The organism is Aeromicrobium sp. CTD01-1L150, assembly GCF_041951745.1.
Taxonomy (GTDB): Bacteria; Actinomycetota; Actinomycetes; order Propionibacteriales; family Nocardioidaceae; genus Aeromicrobium.
Window position 1 is genome coordinate 2,503,457 of record NZ_CP169555.1, and the last position, 21,974, is coordinate 2,525,430.

A 21,974-nucleotide genomic window follows, 5' to 3' on the forward strand; every position below is an offset into this window, starting at 1 on the left:
ATTTGTTCGATGGAGTCAATCGAGGCGCCGGCCCCAGTGCCCAGCCCTGCGGCCTCAGTCCCCCTGCTCGCCGGCCTCCACGATCCCGAGCGGAATACTGCCACCCGGAATGGCGTCGAGCAGCCGGCGCGTGTAGGCCTCACGCGGATCCTCAAAGACCGCCGAGACGGTGGACTGCTCCACCACTCGGCCGTCCTGCATGACCAGCACGTGATCGGCGATCTGACGGACCACCGCGAGGTCGTGCGTGATGAACAGGTAGCTCAGACCCAGCTCTGCCTGTAGCTCGTTGAGCAGGTTCAGGATCTGCGCCTGCACCAGCACGTCGAGGGCCGAGACCGCCTCGTCACAGATCACCACCTCGGGCTCGAGCGCCAGTGCCCGGGCGATCGCCACCCGCTGCCGCTGGCCTCCGGAGAGCTCATTGGGGTAGCGGCTCATGACCGACTGCGGCAGCGAGACCTTGTCCAGCAAGCCCCGGATCGTGGCCTCGCGCCCCTTGGCGGTGCCGATGCCATGCGTGCGCAACGGCTCCTCGATGGAGCGGTAGATGGAGTACATCGGATCCAGCGAGGCGTACGGATTCTGAAAGACCGGCTGCATCTGACGGCGCAGTCCCAGCTGTTGCCGCTTGGACTTCAACGACGTGATGTCGACGCCGTCGAACTCCACCGTGCCCTCGGTGGAGTCCAGCAGACCCAGCACCATACGGGCGACGGTGGACTTGCCCGACCCGGACTCCCCCACGATCGCCGTGGTGGTTCCCCGCTCGAGCCGGAAGCTGACGTCGTCGACGGCCTTGAAGTCCGTCGACGCACCGGGACGCCCGCCACGGATCTTGAACACCTTGGTGAGGTTCTTGGCCTCCAGGATGGTGCTCTGTCCCTCGCCGAAGACCCCCGAGGACGTCGCGACGTCCTGCGCGACGTCCTCGGCCACGTGTTCGGCCTGCTCCCGCACCTCGGCACGATGCTCCAACGACGACAGTCGCTGCGAGGCCAGCGACGGCGCGGAGTCGACCAGACGCTGGGTGTAGGCGTGACGAGGATCCTGCAGGATCTCCAGCGCCGGGCCGGACTCCACGATCCTCCCGCGGTACATGACCACCAGGTGATCGGCCCGCTCGGCCGCCAGCCCGAGGTCGTGGGTGATGAGCAGGACCGCGAACCCGAGCTCTTCGGTGAGGTGGTCGAGGTGGTCGAGGATGCCCTTCTGCACCGTGACGTCCAGCGCGGAGGTCGGCTCGTCGGCGATCAGCAGCTTGGGGCGCGCGGCCAGACCCATCGCGATCAGGGCACGCTGACGCATGCCGCCGGAGAACTCGTGAGGGAACTGCCTGGCTCGGCGGGCCGCGTCCGGCAGCCCGGCCTCCTCCAACAGCTCGGCGACGCGGGCATCGGCCGCCTTGCCCTTGGCGACGCCGTTGGCCTCCAACGACTCCTTGATCTGCGAGCCGACCCGCCACAGCGGGTTGAGGTTGGACATCGGGTCCTGCGGCACCAGCCCGATCGAGCTGCCACGCAGGGCCACGATGTCGGACCTCTTGGCCCGCGCGATGTCCCGGCCCTCGAAGAGAATCTCACCGCCGGTGATCCGACCGGTCCCGGGGAGCAGGTCGATGATGGAGTGCGCGGTGGTCGACTTGCCCGACCCGGACTCCCCCACGATCGCCACCGTCTGGCCGGGGTAGACCGTGAGGTCGGCGTCGATCACCGCGGGAATGACCTTCTTGCGAGAGACGAAGCCGACGCTCAGGTTCTTGAGCTCCAGCAACGGCTGCTCGTCGTGGGTCCCGGCCCCGACGTCATCAGGTGACGCGCTCATCGCTTCTTGGCCTTCGGGTCGAGGGCGTCACGCACGGCATCGCCCAGGAGGATGAAGCTCAGCACGGTCACCATCAGCGCACCGGCCGGCCAGAACATCACACTGAGCCGGCGGCCAGAGCGCACCAGTTCCTGGGCTGAGGAGATGTCGCTGCCCCAGGACACGACGCCGAACGGCAGACCGATGCCCAGGAAGGACAGCGTCGCCTCGGCGACGATGTAGATGCCCAGCGAGACGGTCGCCGTCACGATCACCGGGGCCAGCGAGTTGGGGATGACGTGCCGCAACAGGTTGCGCCGTGGCGTGGCACCGATGGCCCGCGCGGCATCGATGAACTCCAGGTTCTTGGTCTCCAGCACCGCGCCGCGCGTGATGCGGGTGATCTGCGGCCAGCCGAACAGCCCGAGCACGGCGACCACCGACAACACGCCCGTCCAGAAGCCACGGTCGGGGAAGAGGTTACGGATCACCGACAGACCGACCAGGGCCGCCAGCAGCAACGGGATGGCGAAGAAGATGTCCGAGATGCGCGAGATGATGGCGTCGATCCAGCCGCCGTAGAACCCGGCGATCGAACCGGCAGCAAGACCGATGAGCGCGACGATCAGAGTCGTGAACACGCCCACCGCCACGCTGGCGCGGGCACCGTAGACCGTGCGCGCCAGCAGGTCGCAGCCGGCGAGGTTGTAGCCCAGCGGATGGCCCGGTTCGGCCGGCGCGATCCGCTTGCCGGGCTGGCAGAAGTTGGGGTCCTGGCTGGTGAACAGCCCCGGAAAGACGATGACGACCGCCAGGAAGGTCAGCAGGACGGCCGAGATGATGAACAGCGGATTTCGCCGCAGCTGCCGCCAGGCCTCCATCCACTGACCCTCCGGCGCGGCAGTGGTGTCGAGAGCTCCGACCTCGTGCAGCGGCGTGTCCTCGGCTCGGGCGACGCGTCGTTCCTGACCGCGGCGTGGCGGACGTGCGGTGGGTTCAGGCATAACGGATCCTGGGGTCGAGAGCGGCATAGATGAGGTCGACGATCAGGCTCATCACCACGTAGACCAGCACCATGACGGTGACGACGGAGACGATCGTCGGGCTCTCGCCTCGGTTGATCGCCTGGAAGGCGAGGTTGCCGATGCCCTGGACGTTGAAGATGCCCTCGGTGACGATGGCGCCGGCCATCAGGGCACCCAGGTCGGCACCGAGGAAGGTGACGACGGGGATCAGGGAGTTGCGCAGGACGTGCCGGCGGTTGACCTCACCATCGCTGAGCCCCTTCGCGCGCGCGGTCTTGACGTGATCAGCAGCGAGGTTCTCCGCCACCGACGTGCGGGTGAGGCGCAGGACGTAGGCGAAGCTGGTCAGGCCGAGGACGAACCCGGGTAGCCACAGGTCGGCGAAGCCGGTTCCCGTGACGGTGGGGGTCGTCCAGCCGAGCTTCACCCCGACCAGGAACTGCAGCAGGAAGCCGAACACGAAGATCGGGACGGCGATGACGAGCAGCGAGACGACGAGCATCGTGGAGTCGAAGATCTTGCCCTTGCGGAGCCCGGCGTAGAAACCTGCCGCGATACCGAGGACGGTCTCGACCAGCAGGGCGATCAGCGCCATCCGCATCGTGACGGGAAAGGCCCGAGCGACCTCGTCGATGACTTCCGTGCGCCGGAACGTCTGCCCGAGGTCGAGGGTCAGCGCGTCCTTGAGGAAGAGCAGCCACTGCACGAGGAAGGGCTTGTCGAGGTTGTACTGCGCCTCGAGCTGCGCGCGGACCGCCTCGTTGACCTGGCGATCGCCGAACAGTGCGCCGATCGGGTCGCCCGGTCGCAGGAAGACCATCGCGTAGATGAGCAGCGTCGCGCCGAGGACGACCGGGATCGTCTGCAGCACCCGCCTGCCGATGTACCACCACATATGAGTTCGAAGTCCCGTCTGGAGAAAGACCCGCCGACACGATACGCCCACACGACCACTTCACCGAAGGCCCGGGCGCACCGGGACGAGCGTGTGGGGCAACACAGGTCGTGCTGCCCCACACGCTCATCGGTGGGGACCGGACTCAGTCCTTGGTGACCTCGTGAAGGACCGGACGGTCCTTCCAGTTGAAGGTCACGTTGTCGACGGACTGCGAGGCCGCAGCGGCGACGTCGGTGTACCACAACGGGAGGACCGGAAGGTCCTCGAAGAGCACGGCCTGCGCCTGGGCGTAGAGGTCGAAACGCTCCTCCTCCTCGGAGGCGCCGGCCGCCTCCCTGAGCAGGCCGTCGAACTCCTCGCTGGAGTAGTCACCGTCGTTGGAGCCGGCTCCCGTGCCGTAGAGCGGCGCGAGGTAGTTGTAGATCGACGGGTAGTCGGCCTGCCAGCCCGTGCGGAACGCGGTCTCGATGTCCCGGTTGGTGATGTCCTCGCGGAACTCGTCGAAGGACGCATACTCCTCGGGCTCAGCGTCGATCTCCAGGTTGTTGCGCAACTGGTTGACCAGCGCCTCGACCCATTCCTTGTTGCCCGGACCGTCGGCGTTGTACGCCAGCGTGAAGGTCCCCTCATAGGGTGCGATGTCCTCGGCCTGCGCCCAGAGGTCCTTGGCCTCCTCGGCGTCGAACTCCAGGACGTCGCTGCCCTCGATGTCGTCGATGAAGCCGGGCATCACCGGGGCGGAGAAGTCCACCGCCGGGGTACGGGAGCCCTCGAAGACCGTCTCGGTGATCTCCGCGCGGTTGATCGCCTTGGAGATGGCCTGGCGACGCAGCTTGCCCTCCTCACCGTCGAACCCGTCCAGTCGCTCGGGGATCGTGATCGTGGCATTGCTCGAGCCCGGCTGCGTCACCGGCTGGACCTGGTCATCGTCCTGGTAGGTGGCCAGGGCGCTGGGCGGCACGTTGTCCATCAGGTCCAGGTTGCCGGCCTGGATGTCGGAGTAGGCGCCGTCGGGATCGGTGTAGATCTTGAAGATGATCCCGTTGTTCTGCGGCTCACGAGTTCCCTCGTAGGACTCGTTCGGCTCCAGCGTGATCTGCTGGTTGCGCTCCCACCCGCTCTCGGCCAGCTTGTAGGGGCCGTTGCCGATCGGCGCCTCGCCGTAGGCCTCCATGTCGTCGAAGGCCGACTCGGGCACCGGGAAGTACGCCGAGTAGCCGAGCCGCTCCGGGAAGTCCGCCTCGGGCTGGGCCAGCTCCACGGTGAAGGTCTTGTCATCGACCACCTCGAGACCGGACAGGGTCTCGGCCTCGGGCTCCTCGGCAGCAACCTCCTCATAGCCCTCGATGGGCTCGAAGAAGTAGCCGCTCAGCTGGGCGTTGGTGCTGAGCGCACCGTAGTTCCACGCGTCGACGAAGCTGTTGGCGGTGACCGGGGTGCCGTCGGAGAACTCCCAGTCCTTGAGCGTGATGGTCCAGGTCTGGTTGTCCTCGGACTCGATGGACTCGGCCACCTCGAGCGAGCTCTCGCCCTCGTTGTCGTAGACCACCAGTCCGGCGAAGAGCTGGTCGATCACGTTGCCGCCGCCGACCTCGTTGGTGGACGTCCCGATCAGTGGGTTCTGCGGCTCGGTTCCGTAGACGGAAACGACTCCGTCACCCCCATCGTCGCCACCTCCACCGCACGCGGCAAGCACCAGGCTTCCGGTGGCGAACAAGGCAACACCAGCCAGGCGTGTACGCCGAGTGAGTCGCATGGATTCCTCCTGTGAAATCTGTGCACGCAGGCGCGTGCGCCCACCATTGCTATCACCGCGAACGGTTCGAGGGACAGAGCGAACAGGCGACTTAACCAAAGTGACACCTATCCGAACGGGCCACGACCTCATGGTGCCTTCGGGCCGCGCCCATGGTCCCGACGGGCCAGGACGCGACAGGACCCCCGGGCCCATCGGGTCCGGGGGTCCTGTCGATGCGGTGTGGGTCTCAGCCCTTGCGCTTGGTGATCTCCTCGGTGGCCTGCGGCAGGACGGCCTTGAGGTCACCGACGACGCCGAAGTCGACGAGCTCGAAGATCGGCGCCTCGTCGTCCTTGTTGACCGCGACGATCGTCTTGGACGTCTGCATGCCGGCCCGGTGCTGGATGGCGCCGGAGATGCCGTTGGCGACGTAGAGCTGCGGCGAGACCGTCTTGCCGGTCTGACCCACCTGGAAGGAGTGCGGGTACCAGCCCGAGTCCACCGCGGCACGGGACGCGCCGACGGCCGCGCCCAGGCTGTCGGCCAGGGCCTCGACCTCGGAGAAGTCACCACCGGTGCCACGACCACCGGAGACCACGATCGCGGCCTCGGTCAGCTCGGGACGACCGGAGGAGGCCTTCTCGGAGCTGGAGACGATCCTGGCGCCCTTGGCGGCCTCGGAGACCTCCACGCTCACGGCCTCCACGGCGCCGGCGCCCGCGGCGGCCTCCGGGGAGGTCGAGTTCGGCTTCACCGCGACCACGGGGACACCCTGGGTGACGGTGGCCTTGACCGTGTAACCGCCGGCGAACACGCTCTGCGTCGTGGTGATGTCACCACCGTCGACGGCGACGTCGACAGCGTCGGTGATCAGGCCCGAGGAGGTCTTGAGCGCGACGCGGGCCGCGATCTCCTTGCCCTCACCACCGGAGACGACCAGCACGGCCGCCGCCGAGGCGTCGGTGACGATCTTCGCGAGCGCCTCGGCCTTGGGGGCCACCAGGTACTCGCTGTAGACGGCGTCCTCGAGCTGGTAGATCTTCTGCGCGCCGTACTCGGCCAGCACGGCCGGGACCTCACCGGAGCCGAAGTAGACGGCCGACGGCTCACCGAGAGTGCGGGCGATCGTGAGGAGCTCGAGCGTGGGCTTGGTGACATTGCCGTCGACATGGTCGACGAGCACGATGACTTCGGACATCTCGATACTCCTACTCAGACGAACTTCTTGGAGGCGAGGAACTCGACGAGCTTGGCGCCGCCGTCTCCCTCATCGGTCACGATCTCCCCGGCACTGCGGGGCGGACGCTCGGCAAAGGAAGCGACCTTCGTCCAGGCGGCGTCCAGGCCGACCTCGGAGGCATCGATCCCCAGGTCGGACAGGTCCCAGGACTCGACCGGCTTCTTCTTGGCCGCCATGATGCCCTTGAAGGACGGGTAACGGGCCTCACCGGTCTGGTCCGTGACCGAGACGACGAGCTTGCCGCTGCCGGAGATCTCCTGCGTGGCGGTATCCCCATCGCGACGGATCGTGATCGAGTCACCATCGACGGTGACCTCCGAACCCAGCGTCACCGCCGGCAGACCCAACCGCTCGGCCACCAGCGTGGGCACCACACCCAGACCGCCATCGGTCGAGGCCATGCCGAAGAACACCAGGTCGTACTCAGTCTTCTCGATCGCCTTGGCCAACACCAGCGAGGTGGCGAAGGCATCCGAGCCGGCGATGGCGTCATCCTCGACATGGATACCGGAGTCCGCCCCCATCTGCAGGGCCTTGCGCACCGCATCAGAAGCATCGGCAGGACCGACGGTCACCACCGTCACCTCGCCCTCACCGGCCTCCTCCACGATCTGCAGGGCCTGCTCGACGGCATACTCATCAAGCTCAGACAACAATCCGTCAACGTTCTCGCGATCGACGGTGTTGTCTGCGGAATCAAAGGTGCGGTCGGCCGTGGCATCCGGCACATACTTCACCGCGACGACGATGTTGGTCACGAAGACCCTCCTGAGGTCAGGGGTGCGCGGCGACTCTCGCCGCGAGTTCGGGATGGGTTCACCTTGCCACGTCCGGGACTGCGGTGGTGAGGGCACCCTTCTCGTGGACATGTTACCGACGCGTAACGCACGGTGCGACCGTGCGGGGGCATGGGCTGGGTCACACTCCCGCCCGGGCCGCCGCAGGCAGTCGGCCCGAGCACCTGTCGTCGCCGCGTCCAGCATCGCGTGGACGGGCGGACAGCTGCCCGCGGCGTGCCGATCAGCGACCGGCGAGCGTCCGTGCGACGCCGGGGACCGCGAAGGCCAGCGCGAGCATGAGCAACGAACCGATGCCACGGGTGGCGAAGGCGTTCTTGAGGTCGGCGTCCTCACCGCTGAGCGTGACGATGCCCTGCAACGGAGCGGTGATCGCATCAGCCATCGAGTACAGCGTCCCCACGCTGCCGGCATCGGAGACGCCGGCGCCGAGCAGGAGGGCCGCGACGGCCAGCAGCACCGACAGGAGAAAGGCCACGACCGCCAGCACGTTGGCGCAGTGCACGACGACCGACCGCCAGGAGCTGCTGCGCTCCTGCGGCAACGACGGCGGCTCCGGGACGTCGACATCATCGCCACCGTGCCTGCCGAGCGGCGCGAGTGACCGGGTGGCGGAGGCCTCACCCTCCTGGCGCTCCGGCTCGAGGGCAGCAGCCTCAGCGGCCGGCATCTCACCGGCATCCTCTTCAGCGGCCGGTTCCCCGCCGACAACCTCTTCATCGGCCGGTTCGTCGGCACCGTCCTCGGGATCCTCGAGCGCCCGCACCGGCTGCGTCGCCGTGGCACCCTCGCCCGGCTCCTCGACGTTCTGGGAGGCCTGGTCCACGTCAACCGGACCCTCCTCGGAGACGGCGTCGACGTGCGCAGGGGCCTCGGGCGAGGTCTCCTGCGTGCCAGGGGGCTGACTCAGGTGCACCGTCGCCATGGCACCGGGGGCCGCGGCGAGCGCCGCCACAGCGGCGCTCTTCTCCTGCTCACGGCGGCGCACCTTCTCCTGCTCGCGTTGCTCGGCCTCCCGCTGCTGCGCCTCGTGTCGTTCCCGTTCCTCCTCCAGGCGCTCCTGCTCGGCCTCGCGCTCGGCCTCCTCGGCCTCCTGCCGCTCGGCACGTTCCCGTTCGCGCTCACGTCGCTGCGCACGCTTGCCCTCCTTGCGCCGGGCCCGCTGCTCAGAGCGCGCCCGCCGCCGCCCGGCCCTGGCCTCGCCCCGGCGCTCCCCGGCGACTGCCCGGTCATCGGGCACGGCGGGCACCACGTCGTCCTCGGGGTCCTGTGAAAGGAGAGACTCGCGCACCTGCTGCAGCGCCCGCTCCTGCGACACGTCGTCCGTCCCCACCTCCGCGGCGGGTAGATCCGGCACGACATCGTCGGAGGAACGATCCGGTCCGACGGACGTGCTCGGCGCGTTGTCGGCCACCACAGGAGGTCGTTCGGCCCGGGCCCTCTCCCACGGGCGCCGGCGCAGGCGCTCCTCCGCCGTGAGTCCGGCGACGATCGCTCCCGCTGTCAGCGGCTCACTTGCGACGAACGACTCTTTTTTTGGTCGGGGTGGCGGGATCCCCGGACCCGTCGTTCACCTCCTGGGGAGCCGCCTGCGACACCTCGGCGACGGGCTTTTCCTCCACGAACTCGCTGACGTCGCTGCGAGGCGCGGGCATGAAGGTCGGCTCGTCCTTGCCGGACTGGTTGGCCATGACGATGTGCGCCTGGGCCACCCGCTCGGCCTCGGCCTCGGCAGCAGCCACCCACTCCAGTGCCGTGCGCTCGGCGTCCTGCAGCTTCTGCTCGGCCGCCTCTCGCGCCGCTGCGACGGCTTGGCTGAGTCGCTCGTTGGCGTCCTTCTTGGCCACCTGGGTGACGCGCTCGGCCTCTCGACGGGCCTCCTCCAGCCGACGCTCGGCCTCGGCCTCGGCGCGTTCGGCGACCTTCTGGGCCTCGGCCTCGGCACGGGCGATGCGCTCCTGGGACTCCCGCTCCGCCTTGGCGATGCGCTCATCGGCCTGCTCCTGGGCCGCCTGGCTAGCCTCGGCCTGACGACGGTCGGCCTTCTCGCGCTCGTTGGTGGCCACGCGGGCCGCCTCGGCAGCCTCCGCGGCCACTCGTTCGGCCTCGGCCTGGGCGCCCCGGATCTGTTCCTCGGCAGCTCGTTCGGCCTCAGCCATCTTCTGAGCCGCTGCTGCCTTGTCCTCCTCGGCCCGACGCGCAACCGTCTGTGCCTCGGCCATCACCCGTTCGGCGGCGGCCATGGCCTCGTCGCGCTCGCGGGCGAGCTCGGCGGCGGCCTGGTCGTGGCGCTCCTGCGCCGCGGCGGCGACACGCTCCGCCTCGGCCTTGGCCTCGGCGACCTTCTCCTCGGCCAGGCGCTCGGCGTCGGACAGCTTGGCTGCGATGGCGGCCCGTTCGGCCTCCACCTCCTGGGCGTAGCGCTCGGCCTCGGCCCTGGCGGCCTCGACGTGACCCTGCGCGGTCTCCTCCGCCTCCCGTGCCACCCGTTCGGCCTCGGCACGCACCTCTGCGAGCGTGGAGTCAGCCTCCTGGCGCTCACGGTCACGCTGTGCCTGGGCCGCCTCACGCTCGTGCTGGGCCTGGGAGGCGAGCCGCTCAGCCTCGGCGCGGGCCTCGGCGATGCGGCGCTCGGCGTCACGCTCGGCTGCTTCCTGGCGGCGTCGAACAGCCTCGTCGGCGGCGGTCTCGGCCTCCGAGAGACGCTGGGCCGACTGTGCCTCGGCCTGCGCCTCGGCCTCGGCGATCCGCCGTTCGGCCTCGGCCTGGGCTTCGTCGAGCCGGGCCTGGGCCTTGCGTTCAGCCTCGGCCTTGGCCTCGGCGACTCGCTGGTCAGCCTCCTGCTGCAGCTGCTCGATCTTGGCTGCCGCGGCCTCACGCTCGCGCTCGATCTCCGCCGTGACACGCTCCGCCTCCTGGCGGGCAGCGTTGACGCGCTCCTCGGCGGCCTGCTCGGCCGCCTTGAGCTTCTGCGTCAGGATCTCGCGCTGCTGGGCCTCATCGGCCTCGATCCTGCGAGTGGCCTCCGTGCGCTCACGGGCCGCCTCCTCCATGAGACGGGCCGCCTCGGCGCGGGCTGCAGAGACTCGCTCCTGAGCCGCCGCACTCGCCGCGGCGAGCTTCTCGGCGAAGGATGCTGCCGGAGGTGCTGCCACCTGGGCCTCGTGGCCCGCCTGAGCGCCAGGAACATCCTCCTGCTCAGGAACCTCCTGCTCGGCCTGCTCAGGAACCTCCTGCTCGAGCTGATCGGCAACCTCCTGCTCGGCCATCCCTTCCTGCTCAGGAGCCTCCTGCTCGACGGCAGCCTCCTGCTGAGCAACCTCGTCCTGCTCGGCCTGTTCACGCTCGGCCTGTTCACGCTCGGCTCGCTCCGCGGCGGCTCTCTGCTCCTGTGCTCGGTCGCGAGCGGCCTGCAGAGCACTCGCATCGGAGGTGCTGCCGCCGTCGCCGACCGCCTCCTCGACGGGGTCCACGCGCTGCTGCGCAGCGCGCGCCGCGAGGCGCTCACCGAGCGTCCCTCCGCCGGGATCCTTGGGGGCCTCCTGCCCGGGACTCTCCTGCGCGGCGGTCTCCTGCTCGGGAGTCTCCTGGGCATCGTCGGCCGGGATGCTCGGTGCCTCATCGGCAGGAGCCGGCGCTTCCTCCTGCGGTGTGGAGTCCTGGGGATCCTCGACCGCCGGGACCACCTCTTCTGAGGCGGCGTCCTCGGACGCCCGTGCGACCTCGTGGGACCCGCTGTCCTGCGGCTCGGCGCTCTGGGGCGCTGCTGGCGGCTCCTCGGCCAGGACGTCGGGGGATGTCGTGTCCTGCGACTCCTCAGGCACCTCGTCGTTGTCCTCAGGCACCTCGTCGTTGCCGCGTCGTGCATTCCGCTTGGCGGCCGCGAACTCCTTGGCCGCCTCACGCTCGCGCCGGCGCTTCTCGGCAGCGGCCTGGCGGGCCGCACGAGCGGCGGCCCGGCGGCCGCGACGCTCCTCGGCGTGGGCGCGACTGCGTGGAGAACCAGACTGGGTCTGCGGGCCCTCGGCTGTCCCTGCTTCGTCACCGGGCGCCTGACCTTCGGCCTCGGCAAGCATGTCGGCAGCAACCTTCAAGGGGTCGGCCGGACCACGACCTTGGGGGTGATTTGATCCTGAGTCGGTCATGACATCCCTTCTACGACGCTCAAAGCGTCACGGTCGTGCTCAGTATGCCCCATGACGATGGTCTGTCACACCGATTCACAAACGCCGCAGGCACGCATCAAGTCCTTGCACGACGGCGCGCAGCGCGTCATGCCCGACGACCCCGGCCGGCATCAGCTCGGCGACGATGGACTCCGGACCGGCGCCGATCCGCAGGGGGCTGCCGCCGGAAGCCGCGACGTTGAGCACCTGTGCGTGCAGCGCGTCGCGCCGGCGGTCACCGTCCTTCGAAGGTGGCCTTACCGGGCCCGTTCTCGACGAAGGACGTCATCCCCGCGACGCGGTCCTCGGTGGCGAACAGGCCGGCGAACTCCGAGCGCTCGATCTCCAGCCCGGTCTGCAGATCCACCTCGAGCCCACGGTCGATGGCGTTCTTGGCCGCACGCAGGGCCAGCGCGGGGCCGGCGACGAACTGCGCGGCCCACGTGACTGCCGCCTCGTGCACGTCGTCGGCGGCAACCACCTGGTCGACCAGGCCGATCGCGAGCGCCTCCTCGGCCTTGACGAAGCGCCCCGTGTAGATGAGGTCCTTGGCACGGGCCGGTCCGACCAGCCTGGCGAGCCGCTGGGTGCCGCCGGCGCCAGGGATGATGCCGAGCAGGATCTCCGGCTGGCCGAGCTTGGCGTCCTCTGCACAGATGCGGATGTCGGTGGCCAGCGCGACCTCCAGACCTCCACCGAGAGCGAAGCCGGTGACGGCCGAGACGGTGGGTTTGCCGATCGCTGCGATCGCCCTGGTGAAGTCCTGCAGGAGATGGGCGTGATGCACCATCTCCGCGTACCCCATGGCCGCCATCTGCTTGACGTCCGCGCCGGCCGCAAAGACCTTCTCACCGCCGAAGACGACGACAGCGGCCACGTCCTCGCGGGCGTCGGCCTCGCGGGAGACCTCGATCAGCTCGGTCTGGAGCTGGGCATCGAGGGCGTTCATCGGGGGGCGGTCGAGGCGGATGGTGCCGACACCATCGGCCACCTCGAGGTGTACGAGCTCAGCCACGCTGGTCCTTCCGTCGTGATCGTGACGCCGTCGGTGTGACGCGAGGATTCGAGCATAGGCCAGAGCCGTCCCTGGCTCGTCGGACGTCCTGGGCACGGTGGCCACGCCGCCGACACGCACCCTCTAGTGTGTGAGGCCATGGTCACCAGGCTCCCGATCCTCGACGTCCGTCCCCAGGTCGAGAACGGCGCCTTCCCGGCCAAGGCCGTGGAGGGCGAGGAGATGACCGTACGGGCCCGCATTTTCGGCGAGGAGCCGACCGTCGTGCGAGCGGCCGTCGTCCTGACCGACCCCGAGGGCCAGGAGCGCCACCCCGTGCCGATGCACCACCTCGGCGACGACCACTGGGCGGCCGTCGTCGCGCCCGACATGATGGGCGACTGGACCTTCCACGTCCAGAGCTGGCACGACCCCGTCGCCGCCTGGGTGCGTACCGCCACCAAGCGGTTCGAGGCCGAGGTGGACCTGGAGCTCACCCTCGCCGAAGGCGCACAGGTGCTCGAACGCACTGCCGACGTCGACCCGACGGCACGCTCCGTGACCCCGCAGCTGCACGAGGCCGACGTCCCCGCCCTCGATCGTTTCGCCACCGCTCTGGCCTTCGTGGAGACCTTGCCGACCGAGGCCGTCCAGGACCACCTGGATGCCAGCGCTCCGCTGCCGCTGCAGGTCGATCGTGAGCGTGCTCTCGTGGGCTCGTGGTACGAGATGTTCCCCCGCTCCGAGGGTGCCCAGGTGCTCGGGGACGGCACCGTACGAGCCGGGACGTTGCGGAGCGCGGCAGAGCGGCTGCCGGGTGTCGCGGCCATGGGATTCGACGTCGTCTGCCTGCCCCCCGTCAGTCCGATCGGGGTGACCGGGCGCAGAGGGCGCGACGGCTCGCACGTGGCCGAGCCCGCAGATCCGGGATCACCGTGGGCGGTCGGCTCGGCCGACGGCGGCCACGACGCCCTCGACCCCGGACTCGGGACGCTGCAGGACCTCGCGTACTTCCTCGAGCGAGCCGAGGACCTCGGTCTGGAGGTCGCGCTCGACCTCGTGCTGCAGTGCTCGCCGGATCATCCGTGGGTCGCCGAGCACCCCGAGTGGTTCATCCACCGAGCCGACGGCACGCTCGCGCGCGCGCAGGACCCGCCCACCAGGCACGAGGACGTCTGTCCGCTCGACTTCGACAGCGACCCCGCCGGTCTCTACCTGGAGGTGCTGCGGATCGTCCGCACATGGATCGAGCGCGGGGTGCGCATCTTCCGCGTCGCCACCGTGCACACCAACCCGGTGGCGTTCTGGCAACAGCTGCTGCACGACGTGCGCATGAGTGATCCCGACGTCCTCTTCCTCGCCGGGGCCCACCACGGCTCACCGGCCAGGCTTCACGCGCTGAGCGCCGTCGGCTTCCACCAGAGCCACACCTACCTCCCCTGGCGTCAGGGGGCGGCCGAGACCGCCGACTACCTCGATGAGGTCGGCAACCGTACGAGCGACGTCCTGCGTCCGAACTTCGTCGTCAACGCGCCGGACCTCCTTCCGCGCTACCTGCAGGGTGGTGATGAGTCGATGTTCCGGATGAGGGCGGTGCTCGCCGCCACGGGCTCGCCGACCTGGGGGATGTACGCCGGCTACGAGCTCCTGGAGCACGAGGCCGCCGGGCCCGACGCCGAGGAGTACCTGCATCCGGAGACGTACGAGATCAAGGTCCGCGACTGGTCGCGCGAGGGCCCGCTGGTGTCGTTCATCACCCGGCTCAACGAGGTGCGCCGCCGTCACCCGGCGCTGCAGCGGCTGCGGGACCTGCAGCTCCACTCCACCGACGCCGGTGGTGTCATCGCCTACTCGAAGGTCACTGGCCAGGACGTCGTGCTCGTGGTCCTCGACCTCTTCCCGTCCTGGGAACGCACGGTCGGCATCCGCGTGGCGCCGGCCGACCTCGGGCTGCGGTCGGCCTCTGCGCTGCTGCGCGACGAGCTCGACGACACCACCCACGACCTGCGTTCGGTGACCATCTCGCCCGAGGCCCCGGCACGCATCCTGGTGCCCGCTGCACGCTGACCGTGCGGTCGGTGCCGTGTCAGGCTGCTGCCGCGGCAGCTCGTGGTGGCAGGAACAGCCCTGCGTCACCGAACTCGTGCCAGCGGTACCGCTGCTCGACGGCCGCGTCGTAGGCGAGCTGCGCCAGCTGCGGACCAGCGATGGCCTCCACCAGGAGCAGGTGCGAGGCCTGCGGATCGTGCCATCCGGTGACCAGCCCGTCCACCACGCGCGGTGGCGCCTCACGGGTCACGACCCGCTCGGTCCACCCCTCGTCGGCCACGACGAGCGAGCCGCCCGGCACGACGGCCGACTCCAACGCCCGCGTCACGGTCGTGCCCACGGCCACGACCCTGCCGCCGCGGGCCCGCGTGACGTTGACCAGCTGCGCGGTGGCCGCACCTACCTCGTACCACTCCGGCTGCGGGGCTTCGCCCGCCTCCTGTGACGAGACGCCGGTGTGCAGCACGACGGGAGCCACGGCGACGCCACGCGAGACGAGCCGCGTGACGAGCTCCGGCGTGAAGGGCCGCGCCGCGCTGGGCATCTCCGCACTGCCCGGCGTCGTGCCGAAGATCGTCTGGTAGTCGGCGAGGTCGTAGCGCCGATCGAGGTAGCCGTAGGCGATCGGGCGGCCGATGCGGTCCATGACGGCACGCAGGGGCTCGTGCCCAAGGTGCTCGGCCCGCCAGAGACGGTTGCCCACCCCCGTCGGCGAGGACCCCTCGTGTGGGTAGGGCGCGAGCAGCCTCAGCGTCGTGGCAGGGTCGTCGGTGAGAGTGACCACCTGGCCGGGCTCCGCCTCCAGCAGGGCTCGCGCGGCGTCGGGGGCCGATCTCAGCTCCACCACCCAGGTGCCGTCCCGCAGGTCCATCGCGAGGTGCAGCACGATGTCGCGATGGCGGCTACCGGCGCCGATGGTGGCGTCGGCCTCCCCGGCCACCGTCTGCGAGGCGTTCACCACCACGAGGTCCCCGGGGTCGAGCTGGTCTGCCAGGTCCCGGAACAGCACGTGGCGCGCCCGGTCGCCGTCGGCCACCAGCAGGCGCACGGCGTCGCGCTGGGTGCCGCGCGCCTCGGCCGGGGCCGGTGCGGTCAGGTCACCGGGCGGTTCGAACCGGGTCAGTGGCGCGAGGTCGATCAACGTGCTCGTGGGCGTGTTCATGCGCTCAACACCTCCGCCAGGCTCCCACCGAGGTCAGCGGCCCGGTAGCGACCGCTGGGCGGCCGGTCCTGCAGCAGACGCAGGAAGGCCGGGACGACACTGCTCGGCAACGGTCGGTCGCTGATGTCCTCGCCGGGGAACGCCGCCTGGTGCATGGCCGTCCTCAGGTCCCCGGGGTCGACGGCCCAGCAGCGCAGGTCCGGCTCCTCGGCGGCGAGGGTGAGCGTGAGGTGCTCGAGCGCGGCCTTGGTCGCGGCATAGCCACCCCATGTCTCGTAGTGCTCCGTGGTCACGTCGGAGGTGATGTTGAGGATCGCGGCCCCGGGCTGCAGCTGCGGTCGCACCAGCGCGGTGAGGTCCAGGGCTGCCACGACGTTGGTCTCCCACAGTCGGTGCAGCACGTCGGGATCCAGGTGCAGGACGGGTTGGAGCGGGCTGACCCCGAGGGTGCTGGCGTTGTTGACCAGCAGGTCCAGCTGACCGCCCTGCAGCGCGAGCGCGGCGCGATGGTCGACATCCGTGATGTCGCCACGCAGGCCCGTGGCTCGCGGCCCGATCTCGGCCAGGGCATCGGCCAGACGGTTGGCGTCGCGGCCGTCGACCACCACCTCCCAGCCGTCGTCGGCGAGAGCGGTGGCGAGGGCGAGACCGAGTCCGGCGGTCCCTCCGGTGATGAGTGCGCGAGGCATGACCTCGTCCTTTCGTCGATGCGGTCAACGTGTCGTTGACACCATCAAAGAACCTCAAGTTTAGTTGAGGTCAACCCCTCGCCATCGGACAGCGCACTTGATTCGTCTGCGACCAGAGGTCCCGGCGTCACTCGGAGCGCCGAGTACGCTTAGCTCGTGGCTGAACAGGTACCCGTGGTGGGGAACGTATTGAGCCTGATCGAGCGCCGCGACTGGGCCCGGCTGCAGCGACTCATGGCTCCCAATGTGCACTGGACCACCGCAGTTGAGGAGCACCTGCATGGGCCAGCAGAGGTGACCGCTCTTCTGCAGGACGATCCAGTGCCAGGCCCACCGGCCTACCACGAGACCGACGACGACGGCCGCCTCATCCGCTGGATCGACAAGATGGGCTGATCCCACCTCCATCAGGCACCGCCGCGACACCTTCATGACCGCTGGTTCGTCGGCGTGAACTCCGGCCAACAGCCCGAGTCGAACACCGGTCAGTAGCCGTGCAGGTCGGACGTCGCCCCCGTCACTGCTGAGCGGTGCGCGTGGCGTGACGGTTGGCGTAGGAGGCGACCTCCTCGGCATACGCAGCGCTGTTGTTGTAGGCGAGCACGGCCTCCAGCCAGCCGCGACGGGTGTCCAGCTTCCTGGCGGAGTCACAGAGGTAGCGGCCGGCCGCGAGGGCTGCATCGTCGATGTTCTGGGGGTTGCGGCCGCCGTCGCCACTGCCGTCGGCGCCCCACCGCTGCCACGTGGAGGGGATGAACTGCATGGGGCCCACGGCGCGATCCCACTGGGTGTCACCGTCCAGACGACCGTCGTCGGTGTCCTCGATCGCCCGCACGCCCTCGCTGCCGTCGAGCGCGATACCCACGATGTCGGGCCGTGCGACCCCGTCATCGCCGACCTGCGAGCCGTCGATCTGGCCGTGGACGGACTCCACCCTTCCGATGCCCGACAGCGTGTTCCACGCGAGCGAGCAGTCGGGCCGCTCTGCTGCGAGCCGAACTGCCGCTGTTGCGTACCCCTGCAGGACGCGCCGCGGGATCTCGGTGGCCGCAGCCACGTCGTCCAGCCACTGCTCGTCGACGACCCCACCGTCGGACTGGGGCAGCGGCGCAGGCCTCGGCGGGTCGACGTCCGGCAGCGGACGGGGCTCCGGCCCTCCCCCGCACGCCACTGCCGCGAGACCGAGCGCGGCGAGACAGAGACAGAGACGACGCATGGTCTCAGTGTGGCCGATTTCGCCAAGGTCGTGTCTGGCAGTCACGACCTGGGTCGTGTGGTCCGCGGAACGGACCGCCGTGGCGACGACGCCGCCGTCGCAAGTACGGTGACGACGTGCCCACCCTCACCGACGACGACCTCGCTCTGGAGCCGACCTCCGGCTCCGCCGAGTTCACCGGGTGGTCGGTGACGATGGCCGGCAACCGGCTCGGCACGGTGGCCTTGCGGTCCGAGGGTCGTGGCACCGCGTCGGTGCGCTGGAACACCGGCACCGGTGACGGTTCGCTCGGCCTCGCGGTGCGCTCCCTGCGCCTGGTGCTGGACCACGCCTTCGACGATCTCGGCCTGCGTCGCGTCGAGGCCCGCGTCCCGGTCGAACGCACCGAGGACGTCCGTGCCGCGTCGATCAGCGGGATGCGGCGAGAGGGCATCGTGCGGGGCACCGGTGACGACCCCGATCGGGTTCTCGTGGCTCGGCTGCGCGACGACCCACCCGCCACGACCCGTGAGGGCTTCATCGCCCTGCTCAACGCGGGACTGCCCACCAAGCGGATCATCTCCCAGGGGCTGCTGCGCGACCAGGACGGACGCGTCCTGCTGTGCCGTCTCACCTACAAGAAGGAGTGGGACCTGCCCGGGGGCGTCGTGGAGGTGGGCGAGTCACCTGCCGCCGGCCTGGTCCGCGAGCTCGAGGAGGAGCTCGGCGTCACCGTGCAGGTGCGCGGGCTGCTGACGGTCAACTGGCTGCCCGCATGGCGCGGCTGGGACGACGCCTGCATCTTCCTGTTCGACCTCGGCGTCGTCGACTCCTCCTTCAGCGACGACCTGACGCTGCAGCCCACCGAGATCGTCTCCGTGGAGTGGTGCGACGCCGAGTCCGTCGCGCAACACGCTGCAGACGCCGCGATCGAGCTGCTCACCGCCGTCTCCGGCGACGACCTGCCCACCTACCGTGAGGCGCCGCTGCAGCCGGAGTAGCCCCCCGGCCGCGTGGTGGCGGCGTCAGAATCCTTCGGCGCCGACAGCCCCACCGAACTGGCCGATGGCACGCGGCTTGCCCTCGCCGCCGGGGATCAGCACGAGTACCTGGTGCTTGTACAGCAGGGTCCCGGACGTGGAGATGCCCTGCGGGATGAACGCCTGCTGCGGGGAGTCCTCCGGCCAGGTCACGGTCACACCCTCCTCCACCTCGTAGGTGTCGGAGCGGGAGAGGTCGACGAAGGCCAGCGCGCCCCCGTCGGCGGTGCGTAGGACGTGGCGGACCTCCTCGGCCTCCCACTCCTGGCTGTGCTCGACACCGTCGAGCTCGCTGTTCTGCCGGGCCGCCGTCCGCATCTGGTCGATGAAGCCGTCCTCGGCCAGCGCCTCGGCCGGCTCGGCCTCGGGATCCTGGAGCACCGCGGCGTAGGTCTCGGCGGCGTCCTGGGCCGACATCGCCATGCCGGTCCCATCCTCGGCAGCGACCACCAGGGCCGCGGCGTCGCGCTCACGAACAGGGGGCAGCTCGGCGTCCAGGATGGTCTCCGGCGAGGCGGCGAGAAGCCAGGGGTCGGCGGCGCCGTTGCGCTCGAAGAGCTGCACCCGATTGACGTCGCGCTCGGGGTCACGCACGACGGCGACGAACCACAGCGGGTACGCGTCGAAGCGCGGCGCGATGATCTCCTCGACCTCGACCGGGACGTCATCGGCATCCTCCTGCGAGCTCAGCCGTTGGGAGACCTCGAAGGAACCGGTGTCGATGTCCAGGACCGCACCGGTCTCGACGGTGGACAGCGGCTTGGCGTTGAGCAGGCGTGCGGCCGTCGCCCGGACGGACTGGTACCGCTCGTACACCGCGTCGACCTCCTCCGGCGTCACGGCCTCCTTGACGACGTCGACGTCGTCGCGTTCCTGCGGCACCACCGCACAGGCACCGAGCAGCAGGGCCGTGGCGGCGAGCGCCGGACCGACCCGCCTCAGACGGCGTCTCATCGGTCCTCCTCGTCATCGACGACCTCATAGTCGTCCAGCTCGTCCTCGGCGACCTCGTGCTCCACACCGTCGTCATCGACGAAGACGTACACGACCTTCTCGGGCTCCGGCACCGACGGCTCGACCTCGCGCACCGGTGGCTCGACCTCGGGCTTCTCGGCGGGTTCGACGCGGGCGGGAGCCACTGAGTCGCCGCCGTGCTCACGCACGATGTCAGCGGCCGTGATGACCTTCGCCACGGCCGGCGGCCGTCCCGGCTCCGGCGCAGGTGCGGTGGGTGGGGCACCGCCCTCGTCGGCCGGCTCGTGACCGGCCTGCTCATCGTCAGCCGGCCCGGGACCGGCCTGCGCGTCGCTCGCGTCGTCGTGCTCCTCCTGGGCCTGGAGCTCAGCAGCCTCCTGCGCGGTGATCTCGTGCTCCACGCCGTCCTCGTCGATGTAGACGTAGACGACCTCCTCCACCACCTCCACGTCGTCGCTGTCCTCACGCTCGGCGAACAGCCGGTGTCCACGACGCAGTGCATGGCCGCCCAGCAGGCCCCCGGCGCCGAGGAAGACCAGGGCCAGGCTCATGGCGAAGCCGCCCTTGACCCCGTAGGCGAAGGTCACCTCCAGCCCGGACAGGTTGGTGGCGCCGACCGCGACGATCGCCAGGGAGACGGTCTCATCGGGCAACGTCGTGCTGATGGAGGCGCCGCCGAGGCCAGCGGAGTCGGCGATCCACCAGTCGAGCGCGGTGGGCGCTCCCGGCAGGCCCTCCTGACCCTCGACCTCGACCGTCGTCAGCTCCCATGGCGTGGAGAAGGAGGTGACCTCGATCCGCTCGGTCTGCGCCACGTAGTCCTGCACGTCGACGCTGTTGCCCAGGCCCACGAAGACCGGCTTGTTCACCGGTACCTCGGCCAGCACGTCCACCTGGAGCCCGCGGTAGGTGATGGCACCGGGCTGGGTGACGATCACGGTGCCGGAGGTGTCGACCCGATGGGGGCCGGTGGTGAAGCGGCTGTCGGGACCGAGCAGCACCGCGCCGACGGTTCCGAGCACGACGAACAGGGCGCCGAGACCCATGACCGTCCAGCCCAGCCTACGCACGGTCGACCTCCCTGAGTGCTTCCTGCCCGCCGCCGGTGGTCGGGTCCGGGCCCGACCCTATCCGGACGAGGGCGGTTCGTTGTCACAGGTTCGGCGGACCGACGATGGTGCGCAACCTGCGACACCGCCGCCCGACGGTGCTGCCGTGTCGCGAGCCAGGTGCCTCTCGCGGGCCGGGGGGATCCTGTCAGAACAGTGCTGCGGCGAGCGCCCGGCGGGCATCGGCCACCCGCGGATCAGTGGTGCCGACGACGATGAAGAGGTCGAGCAGACGCTGGCGGACCTCCTCGCGCTCATCACCGGTGGTCCGCTTCACGACGTCGATGAGACGCACGAAGGCGTCCTCGACATGGCCACCACTGACGTCGAGATCGGCGACGAGGAGCTGCGCCGCGACGTCCTCGGGGTGGTCGGCTGCCGCCTGCCGGGCCTGCTGGAGATCGGCACCCGCGGTGCGAGCCATGAGCTTGACGCCTGCGAGCCGCTCGGCCACCTCGGCGTCGGCGGGGTTCTGGGCCAGCAGCTTCTCGTACTCGGCGACGGCCGTGGCGTGGTCGCCGGCGGCGAAGGCCTCGTCGGCCGCCTCGAACCGGGGGTCGTCCTGCTCCGGCTCCGGCTCGCCCTCCTGCGGGGCCGGCCCGCCGGTGGGTGCAGCGCGGCCGGTCAGGCCGTTCTGGGCGGCGAGGGCGACGAGCTGGTCGAAGTACTGCCGGACCTCCGGCTCGTCGGCGGTGCCCTGAAAGAGCGGGACCGGCTGGCCCTTGACCAGGCCGACCACCATCGGAACGCCCTGGGCCTGCAGCGCCTGGGCGATCTGCGCGTTGGCGTCCACGTCGACCTGGGCGAGCACGATCTGTCCGCCGTATGAGTTGGTGACGCGCGCGAGCAGTGCGTTGAAGTCGGCACTCTGCTGTGCACGGGGCGACCACAGGCTCAGCACCACCAGGTGCTCCATGGAGGCCTCGAGCGCCGCCGACTGGAAGTTCTGCTCGGTCACGTCGACGACCCAGGAGGCACCCGCACCGCCGGCCGACTGCCCTGCAGCCGACGTCGTCGAGGATGGGGCCGTCGAGGATGGGGCGAGGGCGGACAGGTCGATCGCTCCCGGGCGCGAGAAGTTCATGTCCTCATCG

At 70.0% G+C, this 21,974-nt stretch carries 19 protein-coding genes; 3 read left to right on the forward strand and 16 right to left on the reverse strand.

Annotated features, from left to right (window positions below):
* Window positions 1-54: 54 nt before the first annotated feature.
* The 10 genes from ACEVFP_RS12340 to ACEVFP_RS12385 form a co-directional block, all read right to left on the reverse strand.
* Window positions 55-1,824: a dipeptide ABC transporter ATP-binding protein gene (locus ACEVFP_RS12340; protein WP_374999762.1), complete on the reverse strand. Its 1,770-nt coding sequence runs from the start codon at window positions 1,822-1,824 to the stop codon at window positions 55-57.
* Window positions 1,821-2,807 carry an ABC transporter permease gene (locus ACEVFP_RS12345; protein WP_374999763.1) on the reverse strand — a complete coding sequence of 329 codons (987 nt, stop codon included), beginning with the start codon at window positions 2,805-2,807 and terminating at the stop codon, window positions 1,821-1,823. Before ACEVFP_RS12345 ends, ACEVFP_RS12340 begins: the two co-directional genes overlap by 4 nt.
* Window positions 2,800-3,699 (reverse strand): ABC transporter permease, encoded by a 900-nt coding sequence (locus tag ACEVFP_RS12350; protein WP_374999764.1) that lies wholly within the window; start codon window positions 3,697-3,699, stop codon window positions 2,800-2,802. The genes ACEVFP_RS12345 and ACEVFP_RS12350 overlap by 8 nt, the downstream gene beginning before the upstream one ends.
* Window positions 3,700-3,868: 169 nt before the next feature.
* On the reverse strand, window positions 3,869-5,482 hold the full coding sequence (locus ACEVFP_RS12355) for an ABC transporter substrate-binding protein (RefSeq protein ID WP_374999765.1): 1,614 nt from the start codon (window positions 5,480-5,482) through the stop codon (window positions 3,869-3,871).
* A gap of 229 nt (window positions 5,483-5,711) precedes the next feature.
* Window positions 5,712-6,662 carry an electron transfer flavoprotein subunit alpha/FixB family protein gene (locus ACEVFP_RS12360; protein WP_374999766.1) on the reverse strand — a complete coding sequence of 317 codons (951 nt, stop codon included), beginning with the start codon at window positions 6,660-6,662 and terminating at the stop codon, window positions 5,712-5,714.
* 14 nt (window positions 6,663-6,676) lie between these two features.
* A complete protein-coding gene (locus tag ACEVFP_RS12365) occupies window positions 6,677-7,462 on the reverse strand; it encodes an electron transfer flavoprotein subunit beta/FixA family protein (protein WP_374999767.1) in 786 nt (261 codons plus the stop codon).
* A gap of 262 nt (window positions 7,463-7,724) precedes the next feature.
* On the reverse strand, window positions 7,725-8,918 hold the full coding sequence (locus ACEVFP_RS12370) for a hypothetical protein (protein ID WP_374999768.1): 1,194 nt from the start codon (window positions 8,916-8,918) through the stop codon (window positions 7,725-7,727).
* 94 nt (window positions 8,919-9,012) lie between these two features.
* Window positions 9,013-11,646, reverse strand: coding sequence for a hypothetical protein (locus ACEVFP_RS12375; protein ID WP_374999769.1), 2,634 nt, complete (start codon window positions 11,644-11,646; stop codon window positions 9,013-9,015).
* A gap of 75 nt (window positions 11,647-11,721) precedes the next feature.
* Window positions 11,722-11,874, reverse strand: a complete 153-nt coding sequence (locus ACEVFP_RS12380) for a hypothetical protein (protein ID WP_374999770.1) — start codon at window positions 11,872-11,874, stop codon at window positions 11,722-11,724.
* Between the two features lie 28 nt (window positions 11,875-11,902).
* Entirely contained in the window at window positions 11,903-12,682 is a 780-nt protein-coding gene (locus ACEVFP_RS12385; RefSeq protein WP_374999771.1) for an enoyl-CoA hydratase/isomerase family protein, read from the reverse strand.
* A gap of 138 nt (window positions 12,683-12,820) precedes the next feature.
* On the opposite strand from ACEVFP_RS12385, the gene ACEVFP_RS12390 reads away from it, so the two are divergent.
* Window positions 12,821-14,728 carry a maltotransferase domain-containing protein gene (locus ACEVFP_RS12390; RefSeq protein WP_374999772.1) on the forward strand — a complete coding sequence of 636 codons (1,908 nt, stop codon included), beginning with the start codon at window positions 12,821-12,823 and terminating at the stop codon, window positions 14,726-14,728.
* A gap of 19 nt (window positions 14,729-14,747) precedes the next feature.
* On the opposite strand, the gene ACEVFP_RS12395 is transcribed toward ACEVFP_RS12390, so the two are convergent.
* Together ACEVFP_RS12395 and ACEVFP_RS12400 are read right to left on the reverse strand one after the other, a co-directional pair.
* Window positions 14,748-15,872 (reverse strand): S-adenosylmethionine:tRNA ribosyltransferase-isomerase, encoded by a 1,125-nt coding sequence (locus ACEVFP_RS12395; RefSeq protein ID WP_374999773.1) that lies wholly within the window; start codon window positions 15,870-15,872, stop codon window positions 14,748-14,750.
* On the reverse strand, window positions 15,869-16,561 hold the full coding sequence (locus ACEVFP_RS12400; protein WP_374999774.1) for an SDR family oxidoreductase: 693 nt from the start codon (window positions 16,559-16,561) through the stop codon (window positions 15,869-15,871). The genes ACEVFP_RS12395 and ACEVFP_RS12400 overlap by 4 nt, the downstream gene beginning before the upstream one ends.
* A 156-nt stretch (window positions 16,562-16,717) precedes the next feature.
* Between ACEVFP_RS12400 and ACEVFP_RS12405 the strand changes: the two genes are divergently transcribed.
* Window positions 16,718-16,957 (forward strand): hypothetical protein, encoded by a 240-nt coding sequence (locus ACEVFP_RS12405; protein WP_374999775.1) that lies wholly within the window; start codon window positions 16,718-16,720, stop codon window positions 16,955-16,957.
* 121 nt (window positions 16,958-17,078) lie between these two features.
* Here the strand turns inward: ACEVFP_RS12405 and ACEVFP_RS12410 are convergent, their stop codons facing one another.
* Window positions 17,079-17,777 (reverse strand): lytic transglycosylase domain-containing protein, encoded by a 699-nt coding sequence (locus ACEVFP_RS12410; protein WP_374999776.1) that lies wholly within the window; start codon window positions 17,775-17,777, stop codon window positions 17,079-17,081.
* Window positions 17,778-17,893: 116 nt separating this feature from the next.
* Between ACEVFP_RS12410 and ACEVFP_RS12415 the strand changes: the two genes are divergently transcribed.
* Complete coding sequence (locus ACEVFP_RS12415; protein WP_374999777.1) at window positions 17,894-18,757, forward strand: NUDIX domain-containing protein; 864 nt, start codon at window positions 17,894-17,896, stop codon at window positions 18,755-18,757.
* Between the two features lie 24 nt (window positions 18,758-18,781).
* Here ACEVFP_RS12415 and ACEVFP_RS12420 read toward each other — a convergent pair whose 3' ends face one another.
* The 3 genes from ACEVFP_RS12420 to ACEVFP_RS12430 form a co-directional block, all read right to left on the reverse strand.
* Window positions 18,782-19,750: a hypothetical protein gene (locus ACEVFP_RS12420; protein ID WP_374999778.1), complete on the reverse strand. Its 969-nt coding sequence runs from the start codon at window positions 19,748-19,750 to the stop codon at window positions 18,782-18,784.
* Complete coding sequence (locus ACEVFP_RS12425) at window positions 19,747-20,841, reverse strand: hypothetical protein (protein WP_374999779.1); 1,095 nt, start codon at window positions 20,839-20,841, stop codon at window positions 19,747-19,749. Before ACEVFP_RS12425 ends, ACEVFP_RS12420 begins: the two co-directional genes overlap by 4 nt.
* A gap of 187 nt (window positions 20,842-21,028) precedes the next feature.
* The gene (locus ACEVFP_RS12430; RefSeq protein WP_374999780.1) at window positions 21,029-21,964 is read right to left on the reverse strand and encodes a co-chaperone YbbN; all 936 of its coding nucleotides are present in this window, start codon (window positions 21,962-21,964) and stop codon (window positions 21,029-21,031) included.
* Between the last annotated feature and the right edge of the window lie 10 nt (window positions 21,965-21,974).